General features: G+C 75.1%; 15 protein-coding genes. 3 read left to right on the plus strand and 12 right to left on the minus strand.

The annotated features are described in order from the left end of the window. Window positions 1–322: 322 nt before the first annotated feature. The 5 genes from HNR21_RS33880 to HNR21_RS33900 all read right to left on the minus strand — a co-directional run bounded on the left by HNR21_RS33880 (window position 323) and on the right by HNR21_RS33900 (window position 4,458). On the minus strand, window positions 323–1,276 hold the full coding sequence (locus HNR21_RS33880) for a cation diffusion facilitator family transporter (RefSeq protein WP_182708319.1): 954 nt from the start codon (window positions 1,274–1,276) through the stop codon (window positions 323–325). Further along, window positions 1,277–2,419 (minus strand): bifunctional phosphoglucose/phosphomannose isomerase, encoded by a 1,143-nt coding sequence (locus HNR21_RS33885; RefSeq protein WP_182708320.1) that lies wholly within the window; start codon window positions 2,417–2,419, stop codon window positions 1,277–1,279. Continuing rightward, window positions 2,416–2,592: a Trm112 family protein gene (locus HNR21_RS33890; protein WP_119728687.1), complete on the minus strand. Its 177-nt coding sequence runs from the start codon at window positions 2,590–2,592 to the stop codon at window positions 2,416–2,418. The genes HNR21_RS33885 and HNR21_RS33890 overlap by 4 nt, the downstream gene beginning before the upstream one ends. Beyond that, window positions 2,593–3,942, minus strand: coding sequence for a phosphomannomutase/phosphoglucomutase (locus tag HNR21_RS33895; RefSeq protein WP_119728686.1), 1,350 nt, complete (start codon window positions 3,940–3,942; stop codon window positions 2,593–2,595). A gap of 123 nt (window positions 3,943–4,065) precedes the next feature. Then, window positions 4,066–4,458, minus strand: a complete 393-nt coding sequence (locus tag HNR21_RS33900; RefSeq protein ID WP_119728685.1) for a DUF3499 domain-containing protein — start codon at window positions 4,456–4,458, stop codon at window positions 4,066–4,068. Between the two features lie 235 nt (window positions 4,459–4,693). On the opposite strand from HNR21_RS33900, the gene HNR21_RS33905 reads away from it, so the two are divergent. Continuing rightward, on the plus strand, window positions 4,694–5,128 hold the full coding sequence (locus HNR21_RS33905) for a metallopeptidase family protein (RefSeq protein ID WP_376766635.1): 435 nt from the start codon (window positions 4,694–4,696) through the stop codon (window positions 5,126–5,128). A 78-nt stretch (window positions 5,129–5,206) separates the two neighbouring features. Here the strand turns inward: HNR21_RS33905 and HNR21_RS33910 are convergent, their stop codons facing one another. The 4 genes from HNR21_RS33910 to HNR21_RS33925 form a co-directional block, all read right to left on the minus strand. Next, window positions 5,207–6,817, minus strand: coding sequence for a DUF5719 family protein (locus HNR21_RS33910; protein WP_182708321.1), 1,611 nt, complete (start codon window positions 6,815–6,817; stop codon window positions 5,207–5,209). Beyond that, on the minus strand, window positions 6,814–10,032 hold the full coding sequence (locus tag HNR21_RS33915; RefSeq protein ID WP_182708322.1) for a glycosyltransferase family 2 protein: 3,219 nt from the start codon (window positions 10,030–10,032) through the stop codon (window positions 6,814–6,816). Before HNR21_RS33915 ends, HNR21_RS33910 begins: the two co-directional genes overlap by 4 nt. Window positions 10,033–10,268: 236 nt before the next feature. Continuing rightward, window positions 10,269–10,532 carry a WhiB family transcriptional regulator gene (locus HNR21_RS33920; RefSeq protein ID WP_103936885.1) on the minus strand — a complete coding sequence of 88 codons (264 nt, stop codon included), beginning with the start codon at window positions 10,530–10,532 and terminating at the stop codon, window positions 10,269–10,271. 194 nt (window positions 10,533–10,726) lie between these two features. Beyond that, a complete protein-coding gene (locus HNR21_RS33925) occupies window positions 10,727–11,614 on the minus strand; it encodes a hypothetical protein (RefSeq protein WP_182708323.1) in 888 nt (295 codons plus the stop codon). A gap of 166 nt (window positions 11,615–11,780) precedes the next feature. Here HNR21_RS33925 and cofD point away from each other — a divergent pair, with 166 nt between their 5' ends. Together cofD and HNR21_RS33935 are read left to right on the plus strand one after the other, a co-directional pair. Then, the gene (gene cofD / locus HNR21_RS33930; RefSeq protein ID WP_182708324.1) at window positions 11,781–12,725 is read left to right on the plus strand and encodes a 2-phospho-L-lactate transferase; all 945 of its coding nucleotides are present in this window, start codon (window positions 11,781–11,783) and stop codon (window positions 12,723–12,725) included. Further along, the gene (locus HNR21_RS33935) at window positions 12,722–14,011 is read left to right on the plus strand and encodes a coenzyme F420-0:L-glutamate ligase (protein WP_119728680.1); all 1,290 of its coding nucleotides are present in this window, start codon (window positions 12,722–12,724) and stop codon (window positions 14,009–14,011) included. Before cofD ends, HNR21_RS33935 begins: the two co-directional genes overlap by 4 nt. Here HNR21_RS33935 and HNR21_RS33940 read toward each other — a convergent pair. The 3 genes from HNR21_RS33940 to HNR21_RS33950 all read right to left on the minus strand — a co-directional run bounded on the left by HNR21_RS33940 (window position 14,008) and on the right by HNR21_RS33950 (window position 18,733). After that, window positions 14,008–15,018, minus strand: a complete 1,011-nt coding sequence (locus HNR21_RS33940; protein ID WP_182708325.1) for a substrate-binding domain-containing protein — start codon at window positions 15,016–15,018, stop codon at window positions 14,008–14,010. The genes HNR21_RS33935 and HNR21_RS33940 overlap by 4 nt on opposite strands. 38 nt (window positions 15,019–15,056) lie before the next feature. After that, window positions 15,057–17,642 carry a bifunctional FO biosynthesis protein CofGH gene (locus tag HNR21_RS33945; protein ID WP_182708326.1) on the minus strand — a complete coding sequence of 862 codons (2,586 nt, stop codon included), beginning with the start codon at window positions 17,640–17,642 and terminating at the stop codon, window positions 15,057–15,059. Between the two features lie 149 nt (window positions 17,643–17,791). Further along, a complete protein-coding gene (locus HNR21_RS33950) occupies window positions 17,792–18,733 on the minus strand; it encodes a LysR substrate-binding domain-containing protein (protein WP_182708327.1) in 942 nt (313 codons plus the stop codon). Window positions 18,734–18,819 lie beyond the last annotated feature (86 nt).

Below are 18,819 nucleotides of genomic sequence, written 5' to 3' on the forward strand. Positions count from 1 at the left end.
CCGGTGACGGGTGCGTGCTTATGGCGCTCGCTCCGCTCGCGCGGCTCGCGGACCTGGGGACGCGTGGCCGTGCGGTCGTCGTTTTCAAGATCGCTCGTTCCTCGCGATCTTGAAAGCCTCCTCCCTTACGGCCACGCGGGCCCGCTCGCGGGTGGCCTTCAGTGACCTCGGGTGCAGGGTCTTCCGGCTCGCGGTGGCCTTCAGGAACTTCGGGTGCAGGGTCTTCCGGGGTCTGGGAAGTCTCGTGGGAATGGGACGAGCCTCCCGGCGAGGGTGCCGGGAGGCTCGTTCGTGCGTGCGGGCCTCGGGTCGGGTCCTCGGGTCAGGTCGTGGTGGTCTCGGCCGCGGTCGCGGGCTGCTCCTCGGCGGCCTGGTCGAGGGCGGGCTCCAGGTAGATCAGCCGGGCCTGGGGGAACTGCGAGCGGACCTTCTCCTCGGCCGCGTCGATGCCCTGGGCGACCTGGGCGGCGGTGTCGTCGTGGTGCACCGCGATCTTGGCGGCGACCAGCAGCTCGTCCGGGCCGATGTACTGGGTCCGGATGTGGATGACGTGGTCGACCTCCTCGACCGACTCCAGCGAGGCGACGATCTGCCGCTCGACCTCGGGGCCGGCGCCCTCGCCGATCAGCAGGCTCTTGGTCTCGATCGCCAGGATCACCGCGATGGCGGCCAGCAGCACGCCGATGCACACCGTGCCGATGCCGTCCCAGACGCCGTTGTGGGTGACCACCGCCATGGTGACGCCGAACAGCGCGAGGATCAGGCCGACCAGCGCGCCGAGGTCCTCCAGCAGCACCACCGGCAGCTCGGGGGCCTTGGCGTGCCGGATGAACTGCCACCAGGACTTGTCGCCGCGCACGTGGTTGGACTCCACGATCGCGGTGCGGAACGAGAACGTCTCCATGATGATCGCCGCGATCAGCACCCCGAACGCCCAGGCCGGGGACTCCACGTGGTGCGGATCCATGATCTTGTGGATGCCCTCGTACAGCGAGAACACCGCGCCCACCGTGAACAGCACCACCGCCACGACGAACGCGTAGAAGTAGCGTTCACGCCCGTACCCGAACGGGTGCTGTGGGGTGCGGGCGCGCTCGGAGCGCTTGCGCCCCACCAGCAGCAGGGCCTGGTTGCCGGAGTCGGCCACCGAGTGGATGGACTCGGCCAGCATCGACGACGAGCCGGTGAACACGAACGCCACGAACTTGGACACCGCGATGCCCAGGTTGGCGGCCAATGCGGCGACGATCGCCTTGGTCCCGCCCTCAGCACTCATCTACGCAATCCTCGCTTTGAGCTCTTGAATGGCTGACACGGGCGTGGGGTCGACGCCCAGTGCGATAGCCAAGTAAACCGTGACGTAGTCCGTCATGGCGATGAGATGCGCGAGGCGTTCCAGCGGGTGCCCGCCCTCGGCGGGGATCTCCGTCACATCGATGCCGCGGGCCCGGGCCAGCTCGGCCGAGACCTCGCGGCGCTTGGTGACCTGCGGGTGCTCCTCGGCGTCCCGCAGCACCACCAGCCGCAGCCGGGTGGTCTCGACGTCCTCGGCCCGGTCGCGGAAGAAGTCCTCCTCCGTCGCGGTCGGCGCGCCCTGGGCGAAGAACCCGTCGAACGCCACGACCTGGTTGTGGTTGGCCTCCGGCAGGCCGCCGAACACCCCCGGGTACTTGGCGTTCTCGTTGAGCTGGCAGCACATCCGGTAGGCGGCGGTGGCGGCCAGGTCCGAGGTGCCCCACACCATCGGCAGCTCGCCCGCCATGTCCAGGGCGATCCGCTTGGCCGGGTTGACGAACGACTCGCTGTCGGGACGGCACCGGTGCGCCACGTCCTCCAGCCGCACCGCGGTGGCCTCCAGCACCTCGTCCGGCACGTTCGCCAGGCCCAGCGCGCGGGCGGCCATCACCAGCGGGATCGACAGGCCCCACACGGTCGAGCGGGGCTGTCCCGCCGACCGCACCGGGACGAACGGGGCCCGCGCCCGCACCGCCAGCTCCGCCAGCGGGGAGTCGGCGCCGCCCACGAACAGCATCCGGCAGCCGCGCCGCATCGCCTCGGCCGCCACCGCCAGCGTCTCCTCCGTGCCGCCCGAGCAGGACACGGCGATCACCAGGTCGGCGGCGCCCACCCAGCCGGGCAGCCGGTAGCCGCGCACGGTGCTGACCGGGACCGGGCAGCCGGTGCCGCACACCGCCGCCAGCACGTCCCCGGAGATCCCGGAGCCGCCCATCCCGGTGACCACGACGGCGCGCGGCCGGCCGTCCTCGGCCAGCCGCGCCAGCCCCGCCTCGGAGGCGGCCAGCCGGGCCTGGCGGACCTGCGCGGCCGACGAGGCGACCTGGCGGAGCATGTCGCCGGGATCGGCGGCGGCCAGCGCTCCCGGGTCGTCCAGCCGCGCCGAGTCGACGACCGTGCTCATGAGGCGGGGGCCCGGGCCTCGTCCACCAGCAGAACCGGGATGTCGTCGCGCACCGGGTAGGCGTAGCCGCAGGTCCCGGTGCAGACCAGCTCGGAGGCCGCCTCGTCGGCCCGCAGCTCGCCCCGGCAGTTGGGGCAGGCCAGGATCTCCAGCAGCCAGGAGTCCAGCTTCATCTATTTCTCCCTCACGATGGCCAGCACCTCGTCACGGATGGCCGCCATCGTCCGTTCGTCGGTGGCCTCCGCGTTGAGGCGCAGCAGCGGCTCGGTGTTGGACGGCCGCAGGTTGAACCACCAGCCGTCGGTGGACACGGTCAGCCCGTCGAGCCCGTCGATGGTAACGCCCGGCCGGCCGGCGAAGGCGGCGCGGACCCGTTCGGTGGCGGCGGCCTGGTCGGCGACCTCGCTGTTGATCTCGCCGGAGGCCGGGTAGCGGTCGTAGGCGGCCAGCAGCTTCGACAGCGGCCCGTCCTGCCCGCCGAGCGCGGCCAGCACGTGCAGCGCGGCCAGCATGCCCGAGTCGGCGTACCAGAAGTCGCGGAAGTAGAAGTGCGCCGAGTGCTCGCCGCCGAACACCGCGCCGGTCTCGGCCATGGTCTGCTTGATGAACGAGTGCCCGACCCGGGTGCGCACCGGCCTCCCGCCGTGCTCGGCGATGATCTCCGGCACCGCCCGCGAGGTGATCAGGTTGTGCACGATCGGCGCGCCCGGGTGCTTGGCCAGCTCGCGGGCGGCCACCAGCGCGGTGACCGCCGACGGGGAGACGATCTCGCCGCGCTCGTCGACCACGAAGCAGCGGTCGGCGTCCCCGTCGAAGGCCAGCCCGATGTCGGCGCCGGACTCGCGCACGGCGGCCTGCAGGTCGCGCAGGTTCTCCGGCTCGATCGGGTTGGCCTCGTGGTTGGGGAACGTCCCGTCCAGCTCGAAGTACAGCGGCACCAGCTCGATCGGCAGCCCGGCGAAGACGGGGGGGACGGTGTGCCCGGCCATCCCGTTGCCGGCGTCCACGGCGACCTTGAGCGGGCGGATGCCGCTCAGGTCGACCAGGGTCTTCAGGTGGTCGGCGTACCCGGCCAGCAGGTCCCGGCGGGTCACCGTGCCGCGCGGGCCGTCGCAGGCGGGCACGCCCTGCTCGACCAGCGCGCGGATCTCGGCCAGGCCGGTGTCGCGGCCGATGGGGCGGGCCCCGGCGCGGCACATCTTCATGCCGTTGTAGCGGGCCGGGTTGTGGCTGGCGGTGAACATGACGCCGGGCACGTCCAGGCTGCCGCTGGCGTAGTACAGCAGGTCGGTGGAGCCGAGCCCGGCCTCGATCACGTCCGCGCCCTGCCCGGTGGCGCCGCGCGCGAACGCCGCCGCCAGCGGCCCGGAGGAGGTGCGCATGTCGTGCGCGGTCACCACGGTCCGCGCGCCGGTGACGCGGACGAACGCCGCGCCCACCGCCTCGGCGATGTCCTCGTCGAGCTCTCCCGGAACCACGCCGCGGATGTCGTACGCCTTGAAGATCTTGGCGACGTCGCCCACTCCCGCCCCCTGCTCGTCCTGGCCGTACGCCGTCTGTGGTGTACGGGGACATGAGCCTACTGGCTCGCGGGCGACGACCCCCACACACCCGAAGCGGATCGGACCGTCCCCGCGCCGGCCGGGTCAGTCGGACTTCTGGGGCTGCCCGGTGTCGCGGGCGGCGGGCGGCGGGCCGGAGCGCAGCACGCGCAGGTGGCCGCGGCGGCCGACCTCGACGCCCTGGCCGACCGGTTCGGCGGCGGAGCCGGAGGGCTTGGCGGCCTCGCGGACGGCGTCGGCGAGGGCCTCCAGGTCGTCGGTGCTGGGGCGGGTGTCCTCGACGGGCAGGCGGACCAGTTCCCAGCCCATCGGGGCGGTGAGCCGCTCGGAGTGCTCCGCGCACAGGTCGTAGCAGTGCGGCTCGGCGTACGTGGCGAGCGGACCGAGGACCGCGGTGGAGTCCCGGTAGACGTACGTGAGCGTGAAGACTGCTGGCTCCTTGCACGCGGTGCGGGAGCAGATTCGGGCGGGGCTCACGATGGCCGACCGTACTCCCGAACCGGCCGATACGCCACCACCGTCGCGGCCGTGTCGCCATTACCGCTCCGAATCACCATCGACCGGGACGATGCGCATCGACCCCGGCACGCTGCGCCGCATGCCGCCGGGCGGTCCGGAGGGATAAGCTCGCTGTTGTGCGATCCCTGACCGCCATCACGGCACCCTGCACGGAGGGCGCCGGCCGGTGAGCGACACCGCCCACGGCCCACGGATCCGGCGCCGCGACCGGCACGGCCGCGGTGTGCGGGGACCGCTGATGCCCGCCGACGCGCCGTTCGCGCTGACCCGCGCGGAACGGTTCGACGGGCTGGTGCGCGACGAGGTCGGCCGGCTGGCCCGCCGCTGGGGCCGCGAACTGGCCGGTGTGGAGTTCCTGGTCGAGGACGTCCCGCGGGCCGACCCGCGGCCCGACGAGCCGGTGCCGCTCAGCCAGACCCGCCCGCCCGGCGGCGGCCGTCCGCAGCGGATCGTGGTCTACCGGCGGCCGGTCGAGGCCCGCGCCGGGGCGACCGGAGGGGCCTGGCGCGGCATCGACGAGCGGGAGCTGATGCGGCTGGTGCGCGACGTGCTGGTGGAGGCGGTCGCCGACCTGCTGGGCCTGTCCCCGGAGTCGGTCGACCCCAGCTACGACTCCCCCGACGACTGACCCGCCGTTCCGGGCGACCCGGGCCCGCTCCGCGGAGCTCCTCTGCCCCGTCCCTTCCGGGAACGATCCCGCGGCGGATCAGGGCAGCACCGCCCGCTGGGAGTCCAGCACCGGCGGCAGCAGCAGCGTGGTCTGCGCGGGCGTGACCGGCAGCACGGTGAACAGGCGGCCGTCCCGCCCGGTCGCCATGATCCGGGCGGCGTGCACCGGCCCGGATCCCGGCTGCGGCACCACCAGGACCCCGAAGCCCGCGTCCTCGTCCGTGCCCGCCGGCGGGGAGAGCTCGACCTCGGCGGTGCGCCCGGCGGCGATCCGCACCTGCCGCGGGGCGCCCGCCGCGCCCTGGGCGTTCACCGTGGCGACCCGGACGCTCGCCGCCCCGTCCGGCGCGGTGAGCAGCAGCACGGACTCGAACCGGTTGTCGGCGATCACCCCGCCCGCCTCGCCCAGCGGAGCGGTCGCCGCCCCGTAGCCGACGTCGCCGCCGCGTTCGGCGGTGAAGCCCGCCACGATCGGCCGGTCGGCGGTCAGCCGCACCGCCGCGGGCTTGCCGGACAGCGCGCGCTCCAGGGCCAGCGGGGTGACGGTCCCGGCGGGCGCGTGGAAGGTGTCCTGTCCCTCCGGCGCGAACGACCCCGACTCGGTGATCACCCGGATCCGGATGCGGGCGTCGTCCTGGCCGGGCACGGCCACCAGCAGCCGCCGGGTGCCCGCGTCCCCCGGGACGCCCGGCACGGTGAGCGCGGTCGCCGGGGCCCCGGCCGGAGGCAGCCAGTCCACTCCCTTCTCCTCGCCGATCCGCACCCGGACGGCGGCGGCGACCCGGCCCGCGGTGGCGTGCACCTTCAGCGCCACGATCTGCGCCGTACGCACGATCTCGCCGAGCCCTTCGGGCGCGTCGCCGAGACGGATCACCTTGGTGGTGCCCGGCTCGACGGGGATGCCGCGTCCGTCGACGGTGTCCAGCGGGCCGTCTCCGGACAGCGCGGTGAGGTCGACGGTGGCGGGCTGGGCGTCGACGTTGGTGAGGTGGACGTCGATGAGGTCGGCCTCCAGCGGGCCGGGGCCGAGGAACCAGTGGTCGACGCCCGGCCCGGTGCAGCGGGCGGCGGCCAGGCCGCGGTCGGCGCCCTCGTCGTAGTAGGTGGTCCGCTCGGCCTGCAGTCCCGCCGCCTGCGCGCCCTGCGCCCGGATCGTGTACGCGTCCGGGCCGCCCTCGACCTCCTGGCTCCAGGGCACCCCGGGCCTGGCCGGGGAGGCGACGACCGCGCCGTTCTCGCTGGAGATCACGTCCGCCCTGCCGGTGCCGGAGGACGGCGGGGCGAGCACGCCGACCGTGGATCCACCGGGTGCGGGGCAGGCCAGCACAGCCGTGGTGACCGGGATGCGGGCGCCCGCGGCGGCGCCGTCGGCGGCCGGGCGGGACAGGGCGGCGACCCCGTACAGCGCCAGCACCGCCAGCAGGACGAGCGCCGCCGTGGCGTAGCGGTAGCGCAGCACCTGCTCGGCCAGCAGCACCAGCCGCCGGCTCCACAGGTCGATCCGCCTCCGCCGGGTCGCCGTGCGCCGCCTGCGGCCGCCGCGCCGTTCCGGCTCGGGCGCGGGCTCGGTCCCGGCGTCCTGCGGCGGGACGTCCGGGTCGGGGCGTTCCTGCTCGGCGGGGGGCGGGGGCTCGGGCAGGTCGGTCATGCGGGCTCTCCAGCGGTGACCGGCGGCGTGGCATCGGTCTCGGGGGCGGGTCCGTCCGGGGCGGCGGGGCCGGACGGCTCACCGGACGCGCGCCGGGCGCGACGCCCGCCCGGCCTGCGACGGGTCCGGCCGGGCACGCCGAGCACGCCGCCCGCCTGCGCGCCGGGCAGCGCCAGCGCCGCGACGACCAGCACCGCCGCGCCCTGCACCGCGACCCACACGTGCCGCAGCCGTTCGCTGCGGCGCAGTTCGAACCGCCCGCCCGCGGCCGGGACGTCATAGGCCAGCGCCCATCCGTCGAACCGGCGGCCGGTCAGCTCCCTGCCGTCGAGGGTGGCGCGCCAGCCGTCGTCGGCGGGCTCGGCCAGCAGAAGGGTGCGGGCGCCGGTGCCGCGCGGGATGTCCACCGAGGCCGTCACGCGCCCGGCGGCCAGCGGGGTGACGGTGCCGCGGTCGATGAGCAGCAGCCGCCCGGACGACGACTGCAGCCGCCAGACCCCGAACTCGTCGGTGCGGCTGGTGCGCGACAGCCCTGGAGCCGAGTCCAGCACGGCGGTGGTGGGGTCCTCTGCGGGCCGGGGCACCAGGACGTACTGCACGCCCATCCGGGTGAGGGCGGCCCCGTCGCCGTGCCCGGCGGCGAACGCGGCGACCAGCGCGTCCATCCGGCGGCGGACCGGTTCCGGCGTCGGCGTCTCGGCGTCCCCCAGTCCGGGCTCGGCGCCCCGCAGGACGGTGTAGGTCACCCGGCCGCCCTCGTCCCGGTCCAGCACCAGCGTGCGCGGCCCGGCGGGTCCGGCCAGGAACGGCGGGACGGTGTCGGCCGGCACCTCCCCGATCGGGTCGCGGGCCCCTCCGGCGACCCACGCGCCCGCCGCCGCCACCGGCGCGGTCAGTGCGGCCAGCAGCACCAGCGCACCGCCCGCCCGGTACGGCAGATGCTTGCCCGCCAGGGTCTCCCGGGCGCGCAGCACGGCGGCGGTGGCGGCCAGCAGGATCCCCGCGGCGGCCGGGAGCAGCGCGACGCCCGGCCAGACCGCGCCCCGGTCGGCGCCCTTGGTCACCGTGACCGCGCTGACGCCGATCGCCGCCAGCAGCCCGAACAGCGCCAGCGTCCAGCCGACCAGCACCAGCATCCGGCGGCTGCGCAGCGGCAGCGCCAGCACGGCGATCAGCAGCACCCCGCCCAGCGCCCACGGCGGCGGGGTGCCCGGGCCGCCGGGGTTGAGGGCCAGCAGCCGGGCCGCGGCGGGCACGGGGTCGGCCCCCGGGTGCAGCCCGGTCTCCAGCAGGAACCGCGACGGGTGGGCGAGCAGCGCGAGGGTCCACGGCAGCAGCAACAGCGGCGGGACGCCCAGCGCCACCACCAGCCCGCGGTCCACGCGGCGGGTGCGGCCGGTGCCGAACGCCGCCCAGACCAGCACGCCGCCGAACACCGCCAGCGGCCATACCAGCGGCACGAACGCCATGCACACCGCCAGCAGCAGGGCCGCCCCCCAGGCCGCCCGGCGGCGCTGCTTGCGCGGCAGCGGGCGGCTGCGGGGCAGCGCGTACATGCGGGCGAAGCACCACACCACGAGCGGCAGCAGGACGTGCACCACGGCGGTGCCCAGCCGGCCGCCCGCGACGGCCCCGGTGGCGACCGGCAGCAGCGCGTACGTGACCGCGATCCAGATCCGCACCGCCGGCAGCGGCACCCGGAGCCTGCCGTCCTGCCTGCGGGCGCGGCGGCCGGTCGGCGGCGGCTCCGCCACTAGGGCGCGGGCGGCGGCGTACGAGGTCAGCCCGGCCAGCGGAACGCAGCCCAGCAGCAGGATCGACACCGCCAGCCAGGGCTTGCCGAGGGTCAGCGTGGACAGCGCGGCCAGCACGCCGAGGGACGGGGGCGCCTGCTCGGCCGAGCCCAGCCCGACCGGATGCCAGCCCGCCGCGTACCGCTCCCACAGGTCGCTCGCCCCGCCCGGCGGAGGCAGCAGCGCGCCGCCGCCGAGCCGGCCGCCCGCGGCGATGAGGGTGCGCTCGGCGGCGAGGGTCACGGCGCCGAGGCCGAGCACCGCCACCGCGCCGGGGTGGGCCAGGAGCCGCCGCAGCGGGCCGGGGCCCTTCGGGGTGTCGCCGGGCTCGTCGCGGTGCCGGCCCTCGCGGGAGACGGCGGTGGCGATGTGCTCGTACAGGCGGCGCAGCGCCACCCGGCGGGGCTGGAACCGGCGGATGTGGTGGTAGACGCGGCGGCGTCCGGCGGCCCGGGAGCGGCGGGCGCGCAGCAGCGCGCGGGGGGCGCGCAGCACGTCGCCGAACGCGGCGATCTCGTCGCGGGCGGCGTCCTGCCGTTTGACCGCCAGCAGGTACAGGGTGCGCAGCGCGGTGCCGAGCAGGTTGCGGGCCAGCGCGCGCAGCGCCGGCCCGGTGGGCAGGTTGGCCAGCAGCACGTACAGGGCGTTGCGGCGGTCGCGGCGGCGCGGGGAGCCGATCGGCGCGCCGATCTCGCGGAGCCCGCGCGCGGACGCCTCGGCGTGGTGCACGACCGCGTCGCTGACGGCCAGCACCCGGTGCCCGGCGGCCTGCACCCGCCAGCACAGGTCCACGTCGTCGCGGAACAGCCCGAACGCCGGGTCCAGCCCGCCGACCTTCTCGTACGTCTCGCGGCGCACCAGCATCCCGGCGGTGCTGACCGCCAGCACGGCGCGGGTGCCGTCGTGCTGGCCCTGGTCGAGTTCGAGGTGCTCGACGCCGGTGCCGCGGCGGCCGGCGCCGTCGATGGTGACGCCGAGTTCCAGCAGGCGGCGGCGGTCGTCCCAGTCGCGCAGCTTGGGGCCGAGGATCGCGGCGTCGGGATCGGCGTCGGCGGCGCGCAGCAGCATGGCCAGCGCGTCGGGCGCGGGCGCCGAGTCGTCGTGCAGCAGCCAGATCCACTCGGTGCGCGGGGCGCCCGGCTCCTCGTCGGGGACCGGCAGGGACGCGGCGCGGTGCCGCAGCGCCTCGGCGACGGCGTCGCCGTAGCCGGTGCCGGGCGGCAGCCGCAGCAGGTTGCCCTCCCCGGCGACCTCGGTGAGCACGGCGGGGCCGCGGTCGGTGCTGCCGGTGTCCACGGCGACGAGGCGTTGCACCGGGCGGGTCTGCGTGAGCAGCGCCTTCAGCGTCTCCGGCAGCCAGCGCGCCCCCTGGTGGGCGACCAGCACGGCGGTGACGACGTGGCGATCGAGAGCGGGCGACAAGGGATCCCTCGATCTGGGTCGACGGTCAGTGGCCCGCTCCCCGGCGACCGGGGGCGGGTCGGCCGCCCGCCGGGCGGGCCTGGCCGGCCGTGCCGGACCCGGCCGCCGGTGATGTCGGCCGCCGGGCGGGCGCGGCGCAATCACCATACGCGTACCGGTGCCGGTCGTGCCCGCCATCCCCCGCAACCGCGGGCCCGCAGGGCCCGCGCCGCCCGGAGGGACCGGGCGGCGGCCGCTCAGACCGCCTGACGCTTGAGCTTGCGGCGCTCGCGTTCCGACAGCCCTCCCCAGATGCCGAAACGCTCGTCGTGCTGCAGCGCGTACTCCAGGCACTCGGCCCGGACCTCGCAAGCCCGGCACACCTTCTTCGCCTCGCGGGTCGAGCCGCCCTTCTCCGGAAAGAACGCCTCCGGATCCGTCTGCGCGCACAGGGCGCGCTCCTGCCAGCCCAACTCTTCACCGAATGTGCCGTGCGCCAGCGGGATGACGACCTCGCTCACAGCGCACCTCCTAGCCCGTGGAGCCCCCGATGAACGCCCTTCTCCCGGCCCTGTGTCCCCCCGGGGAGAAGAACTACACCTATGAAATTACACGGGTGTGGCGCGTGCTCCGTCAAGCCGAACGCCCGCCTGCCAAGGGCATAGCGGGCCTATCGGTGCCAACTGCCGGGACCTGTGGTCCGACCAGCAAATTTTTACTGCCGGTTGTCGCGGTACCACTCACCGCCGCCGGCCTCCGGGGACTGTCCCGGCGGGCCGTATCCCGGCTGCTGACCGTACCCCTGGGACCCCTGCGCCCCCTGGGCCGGGTCCTGGCCGCCGCCGTAGGCGCGGGTCCACTCGCCGGCGCTCTCCTCCTCCAGCGACTGGCCGGCCTGCTGCTGGTAGCCGCCCTGCTGGTAGCCCTGCTGCGGAGGCTGGCCCTGCTGCTGGTAGTGCTGCGGGTCGTACTGCTGGGGCTGCTGGTACTGCTGGTACTGCTGCGGGTCGTACTGGGGCTGCGCGGGCGGGGCGGCGGCCTGACCCTCCACGCCCGGCTGCTGGTAGCCGCCCTGCTGGTAGCCGTAGCCGGGGTAGCCCTGCTGCATCGGCGGCACGGGCCGGGCCGGCTGCAGGCTCTGGAACACGGTGAAGGTGAACCACGCGCCGACGCCCAGGACCGCCAGCTTGGCCACGCCGTACAGGAACGCGGCCAGCTTGGAGGTGCCGGAGACCTCGCCGGTGGTGATCTCCCGGCCGCCGATCTCCACCGACTCGCCGCCGGCCAGCAGCCCCGCCGCCCACGCCAGCGCCCCGAACAGCAGCGCAACGCCGAACACGGCCAGCGCGGCGATCACCACGGTGCGGGCCTGCTTGCCCGGGGTGTCCCGCCAGGCGGCCAGGAAGACCGCCGTGACCAGGAGGGCGGCCAGCCCGATGCTCGAGACCAGGCTGCCGGTCACCGTCTCGCTCAGCGCCCGGTAGGAGAACTTGCCCTCCTCGAACAGCAGGACGACCAGACCCGCGAGCACGTGCGCGGCGGCCGCGCCGACGAGGACCCAGGCGGCCGGTTCGCGCAGGCGCTGGACCGCTTCCTTGTTCACGTCTGTCTCCAGATTGCGTTGCGAATGCGTCATGCCGACCCGCAAAGCTTTGCACACCGCGGGTCCGCTCGTCCGCCCCCGACACCCGTCCGCCGCCCTCGTCCACGGCCCCGTCCGCGCACCCGTCCGCACCGTCGTGCCGGGGACCTGCCTAGGCTGGACGTCCATGAGGATCGTGGTGCTTGCGGGCGGTATCGGCGGGGCCCGCTTCCTGCGCGGGCTGAAGCGCGCCGCGCCCGACGCCGAGATCACCGTCGTGGGCAACACCGGCGACGACATCTTCCTGTTCGGCCTGAAGGTGTGTCCGGATCTGGACACCGTGATGTACACCCTCGGCGGCGGGATCGACGAGGAGCGGGGCTGGGGCCGCGCCGACGAGACGTTCCACGTCAAGGAGGAGCTGGCGGCCTACGAGGTCGGGCCGGCGTGGTTCGGGCTGGGCGACCGGGACTTCGCCACCCACATCGTGCGGACCCAGATGATGAACGCCGGGTACCCGCTGTCGGCGGTCACCGAGGCACTGTGCCACCGGTGGAATCCGGGGGTGCGGCTGATCCCGATGACCGACGACCGGGTCGAGACCCATGTGGTGATCACCGACGAACAGGGCCGCCGGGCGATCCACTTCCAGGAGTGGTGGGTGCGGCTGCGGGCCTCGGTGCCCGCCGAGGCGATCACCCCGATCGGCGCGGAGGACGCCAAGCCCGCGCCCGGGGTGCTGGAGGCGATCGCCGACGCCGACGCGGTGCTGCTGCCGCCGTCCAACCCGGTGGTCAGCGTGGGCACCATCCTGGCGGTGCCGGGCATCCGGGAGGCGGTGGCGGCCAGGACCGTGGTGGGGGTGTCCCCGATCATCGGCGGCGCGCCGGTGCGCGGCATGGCCGACGCCTGCCTGGCGGCGATCGGCGTGGAGACCAGCGCCCGCGCGGTCGCCGAGCACTACGGGCCGGAGCTGCTGGACGGCTGGCTGGTGGACGAGACCGACGCCGCCGTGGCCGCCGAGGGGATCGCGGGCATCGCCGTACGGGCCCGCCCGCTGCTGATGACCGACGTGGACGCCGCCGCCGACATCGCGCGGGCGGCCCTGGACCTGGCCGGGGAGCTGCGATGAGGATCGAGATCGCCGGGGTGCCCGGCCTGCCGGAGGTGACCGAGGGCGCCGACCTGGCCGCGCTGATCGCCGGGGCGTGCACGCTCGCCGACGGGGACGTGGTGGTGGTCACCTCCAAGATCGTCAGCAAGGCGGAGGGCCGGACGCTGGCCGCCGCCGACCGGAGCAAGGCGATCGACGCCGAGACGGTGCGGGTGGTGGCGCGGCGGGCGCATCCGGGCGGCGAGACCCGGATCGTGCAGACCCGGCAGGGGCTGGTGCTGGCCGCCGCCGGGGTGGACGCCTCCAACACCGCGCCCGGCACGGTGCTGCTGCTGCCGGAGGACCCCGACGCGTCGGCCCGCCGGATCCGGGCCGGGCTGCGCGAGCGCACCGGGGCCGAGGTCGCCGTGCTGGTGACCGACACGATGGGGCGGCCCTGGCGGCAGGGCCTGGTGGACACCGCGATCGGGGCGGCCGGGCTGGCGCCGCTGGCGGACCTGCGGGGCCGCACCGACGCCTACGGCAACCGGCTGGACAGCACGGTCACCGCGGTCGCCGACGAGATCGCCTCCGCCGCCGAACTGGTCAAGGGCAAGCTCGCCGGGGTGCCGGTGGCGATCGTGCGGGGGCTGGGCGACCTGGTCACCGCCGAGGACGGGCCGGGGGCGCGGGCCCTGATCCGGCCGGCCGAGGAGGACATGTTCCGGTACGGGCCCTCGGAGGTGCTGTACCAGCGGCGGACCATCCGGGAGTTCACCGGCGACCCGGTGGACCCCGCGGCGGTGCGGCGGGCGGTGGCGGCGGCGATCACCGCCCCGGCCCCGCACCACACCACCCCGTGGCGGTTCGTGCTGCTGGAGTCGGCGCAGGCGCGGGTGCGGCTGCTGGACGCGATGCGCGACGCATGGGAGGCGGACCTGCGCCGGGACGGGTTCTCCGACGAGTCGGTCGCCCGGCGGCTGCGGCGCGGCGACGTGCTGCGGCGCGCCCCGTACCTGATCGTTCCGTGCCTGGTGATGGACGGCTCGCACGACTACCCCGACGAGCGCCGGTCGACCGCCGAACGGGAGATGTTCGTGGTCGCGATGGGCGCCGGGGTGGAGAACCTGCTGGTCGCCCTGGCCGTCGAGGGACTGGGCTCCTGCTGGGTGTCCAGCACGATGTTCTGCCGCGACGTGGTGCGCGAGGTGCTGGACCTGCCGGCGGACTGGGACCCGATGGGCGCGGTCGGCGTCGGTCACGCCGCCGCGCCGCCCCGCGAGCGTCCGCCGCGGTCCCCGGACGCGTTCATCGAGGTCCGCTAGCGCCAGGAGGCGTGGGCGTCCAGCACGTCGTCCTGCGTCGGCAGCTCCAGCGCCCTGGGCGGGGTCTCCCGCAGCCCGTGGCGGGAGGCGTAGGTGCCGATGAGGGTGCCGTCCGGGGCGCGGAACCCGTACCGCTGGAAGGTCTGCCGGGCGGCGCGGGAACGCAGCGCGGACGCGAACGCGTCGACGGCCTGGAGCCGCACCGGGTCCTTGGTCAGGCCGGTGAACGGGTACTCGAGCATCAACGTGCCCTCGCGCGGCATGAGGACGACCGCGGGGTTGGGCTCGTTGCGCCGGTTGTGGGCGACCACGGCCTGCTCGCTGGTGACGACCAGGGGGCGTGCGAAGCGTTCGGCCGTCAGCAGCTCGTCCAGCACGGAACGGCCCTTCTCCGGGGCGGCGTCGCGCAGTTCCCGCACCAGGCGGTCGCCGACGCCGCCCTCCCGGTCGAGGGCGATCATCGCGAACATCCCGGTCGCGTGCGAGGCCGGGTCGGGCATCCGGCGGGCCACCCCGACGCCCTCGACCCGGCCGGATCGCAGCAGCCGCCAGCTCGGCTCGGCCCCCGCCCTCCGCAATTCCTCCCAGGCGGCCCGGGTGGTGGCCAGCACGACGGCGGAGCCGGCCAGCGGCCCGGCCTGCTCGGGCACCACGCCGGGGTCGGCGCCCGCGTCGAGGGCGACGGTGAACCAGACCGACGACGACGGCACCCACGCGTCGGCCCGGACCCGGCGCCCGGCCAGGGCGGCGGCGGTCGCGGCGGACTCCTCGGCGACGACGCGGACCTCGACGCAGCGGTCCTGCACGCGGTGGCGCTGGGTGCCGAACCGGTCGCCGATGTCGCGCAGCGCCGGGACGATCTCCGGCTGCGCGACCACCGTCACCGGCAGCGGCGCGCCCGGGCACGGCTCGGTCAACGCCTGGAACCCCCAGGCGCCGCCGCCGACGGCCACGGCCAGCACGGCGGCGACGGCCAGGAGGAGACGGGGCCTCCGCCACGCTGCCACCCGGGGGGACGGTGGTGCGGCCAAGGCCCTCTCCTCTCTCAGGTCACCAGCGGGAGGTCGAGTCTGCCACGGTTGCGGGCGGCCTGGGCGAAGTGCCCCACTCCGTCGGTGCGGCGGGCGGCCTCCTGACGCTCCGGCGAGGGCGTTCCGTAGGTGGTGGTGCGCTGGCGGGCGCGGCGTCCGGCGCGGGCGGCGATCTCCTCCAGCGAGGTGATGGTCTTGAACGACCCGTTGTCGGACCCGGCCATCCGGCTGATGGTCTCCTCCATCAGCGTCCCGCCGAGGTCGTTCACCCCGCCCTGGAGGACCTGCGCGCACAGGTCGTCGCCGAGCTTGACCCACGAGCACTGGATGTTGTCGATCGCGCCGTGCAGCAGGATCCGGGCGAGGGCGTGGACGGCGCGGTTCTCCCGGGCGGTGGGCCCGGGGCGGGCCAGCCCGGCCAGGTAGATCGGCGAGTTGTGGTGCACGAACGGCAGCAGCACGAACTCGGTGAACCCGCCGGTGCGCTCCTGGATGCTCCGCAGCAGCCTGATGTGCGCCACCCAGTGGGCGGGGGTGTCGACGTGCCCGTACATCATCGTGGACGTCGTCGGGATGCCCAGCTCGTGCGCGGTGGTGATCACCTCGACCCAGGTGGCGGCGGGCAGCTTGCCCTTGGTGAGCACCCATCGCACGTCGTCGTCGAGGATCTCGGCGGCGGTGCCGGGCAGCGAGTCGACCCCGGCCTCCTTGGCGGCCTGCAGCCAGTCCCGGATGGACATGTCGGTGCGGGCGGCCCCGTTGACGACCTCCATCGGGCTGTAGGAGTGCAGGTGGATGCCGGGGGCGCGGCGCTTGACCTCGCGGGCCAGGTCGAAGTAGGCGGTGCCGGGCAGGTCGGGGTGGATGCCGCCCTGCATGCAGATCTCGGTGGCGCCGGCCTCCCACGCCTGCTCGACCCGCTGCCCGACCTGCTCCAGCGACAGGGTGTAGGCGTCGGCGTCGGTGCGGCGCTGGGCGAACGCGCAGAACCGGCAGCCGGTGTAGCACACGTTGGTGAAGTTGATGTTGCGGGTGACGACGTAGGTCACGTCGTCGCCGACCGCGTCCCGGCGCAGGTCGTCGGCCAGCTTGGCCACGGCCTCCAGCTCGGGGCCGTCGGCGTGCAGCAGGGCCAGGGCCTCGGTGTCGGACAGCCCGGCGGGGTCGCGTTCGGCGTGGGCGAGGGCGGCCTTGACGTCGGCGTCGAACCGCTGCGGGGCGCGGACCCGGTCGCGCAGGGCGTCCCAGTCCCCGTACACCTCGTCGAAGTCGTCGCGGCGGTCGCTGGTCCGGCCGGTGGTGTCGATCTCCACGTGCAGGTCGGTGCGCCCGGCGGCCTCCAGGAACCCGCCGTCCGGCTCCTGCCAGGGACGGCCCTCCAGCACGGCGTCCTCGCGGGCCAGGCCGGTCTCCGGGTCGGCCAGCGCGGCGACGTGCGCCGACAGCCGCGGGTCCAGCCAGGGCTCGCCGCGCTCGACGTACTCGGGGTAGACGGTGAGCCGTTCCCGCAGCGTGAAGCCCTGCTCGGCGGTCTTGGCGGCCAGCTCGTCGATCTGCGGCCAGGGCCGTTCGGGGTTGACGTGGTCGGGGGTCAGCGGCGAGACGCCGCCCCAGTCGTCGATGCCGGCCCGCAGCATCAGCGCGTACTGGTCGCCGATGAGGTTGGGCGGGGCCTGGATGCGGGCCTTGGGGCCGAGCACCAGCCGGGTGACGGCGATGGTGGCGGCCAGCTCGGCCAGCTCGGCGTCGGGGGTGTCGCGCATCTTGGTGTCGGGCTTGGCGCGGAAGTTCTGGACGATCACCTCCTGGATCGCGCCGTACTCGCGCATCGTCCGGCGGATGGCGAAGATCGCGTCGACGCGTTCGGCGGGGGTCTCGCCGATGCCGATGAGGATGCCGGTGGTGAACGGGACGTTGCTGCGCCCGGCGTCCTCCAGCACCCGCAGCCGCACCGCCGGGTCCTTGTCCGGCGATCCGTAGTGCGGGCCGCCGCGCTCGCTGAACAGCCGGGTCGCGGTGGTCTCCAGCATCATCCCCATCGAGGGCGCGACGGGCTTGAGCCGCTGGAAGTCCCGCCAGGTCAGCACGCCGGGGTTGAGGTGCGGCAGCAGCCCGGTCTCCTCCAGCACCCGGATCGCCATGGCCCGCACGTAGGACAGGGTGTCGTCGTAGCCGTGCGCGTCCAGCCACTCGCGGGCCTGCCGCCAGCGGTCCTCGGGCCGGTCGCCGAGGGTGAACAGGGCCTCCTTGCAGCCGAGCGCCGCGCCCTGCCGGGCGATCTCGAGCACCTCGTCGGGGCTGAGGTACGGCGCGTCGAGCCGGTGCGGGACGGTGGCGAAGGTGCAGTAGCCGCAGCGGTCGCGGCACAGCCGGGTGAGCGGGATGAACACCTTGCGGCTGTAGGTGATGATCCCGGGCCGCCCGGCGGCCTGCAGTCCCGCGTCGCGGGTGCGGGAGGCGTACTCCAGCAGCCGGTCCAGGTGCGGGCCGCGGGCGTGCAGGAGGGTGGTGGCCTCGTCCTGGTCGAGGGCCTTGCCGTCGCGTGCGCGGGCCAGCGCCCGCCGGAGTGCCGATTCGGTCACCGTGCTGGCAGCGTCCATGCCAGGCACTCTATGCCAATCGTCATATTGGCGATCTACCGGACCCCTGACGCATTCGGGTCAGCGTCCGGCGGTGCCGGTTCTATTCCCCCGCGCCGGAACGCGCCGGATCAGGCGGCCCGCCCCGCGTCTCGGGGCCCGGGGCCGCCTCAGATGAGCAGGGCCAGGCTGGGGAACCGCTCGGTCAGCTCGGCCGCCGAGCCGCGCAGCGCCTCCAGCACCACCCGCACCGAGGGCCGCACGTCGGCGCCGATCCGGGTCCACACCACGATGTGCCGCCGCAGCTCGGCGTCCGCCAGGTCGCGCACCACCACGCCGGGGAAGCTCTCGGCCCGCCCCACGTCCGGGAACAGGCAGGCCGCCCCCGCGTGCCGGACCAGCGCCATGATCACATGGATGTCGTTGCTGCGGTGCCGGATGTCGGGCCGGAACCCGGCCAGGTCCACGCAGGCGCGTTCCAGCAGCTCGGCGTGGTTGGTGCCGGGATGGCCGGTCACCCAGGTCTCCCGGGCCAGGTCCGCCAGCCGCACCGGCCCCCCGGAGGCCGCCGCCGGATGCCCCTCCGGCAGCGCCAGCCGCATCGGCTCGGTGATCAGCGGCTCGGCCGTCAGCTCGGGACGGCGGGGCCGGGGCAGTGCCGAGTACTCGTCGGTGATGACGATGTCCACCTCACGCAGCACCAGCGCCTGCAGCACCCGGACGAACTCCTCGTCGATCACCTCGACGGTCAGCTCCGGATGCCGCCGCGCCAGTCCCGGCAGCACCGGGGCGAGCAGGTTGATCAGGGCGGTCTGGTAGCCCACCACCCGCACCACGCCGACCACCCGCCCGGAGGCCGCGGCGGTCTCCTCCTCGGCCTGCTGGGCGCGGGCCAGCAGCGCCTCGGCGTGGTCGGCCAGCACCTCGCCCGCCTCGGTGAGCCGCAGCCGGCGCCCGGCCCGTTCCACCAGGGGCACGCCGAGCTCCTGCTGGAGCCGGGCGAGCTGCTGGGACACCGCCGAGGGGGTGTAGCCGAGAGCCTGCGCGACCGCGCCGACGGTGCCGCGGGTCTTCAGCTCGCGCAGGACGCGCAGCCGGGCCAGGTCCAACATAGTTCAGGGATTCTTACATGTTCCATGCAGAAATAGTCGCTGGACCTGAACAATTCGCCGGTCCAGACTGAAGAGGCGAACGGCGC

Source organism: Thermomonospora cellulosilytica, from assembly GCF_014138835.1.
GTDB classification, from domain to species: domain Bacteria; phylum Actinomycetota; class Actinomycetes; order Streptosporangiales; family Streptosporangiaceae; genus Thermomonospora; species Thermomonospora amylolytica.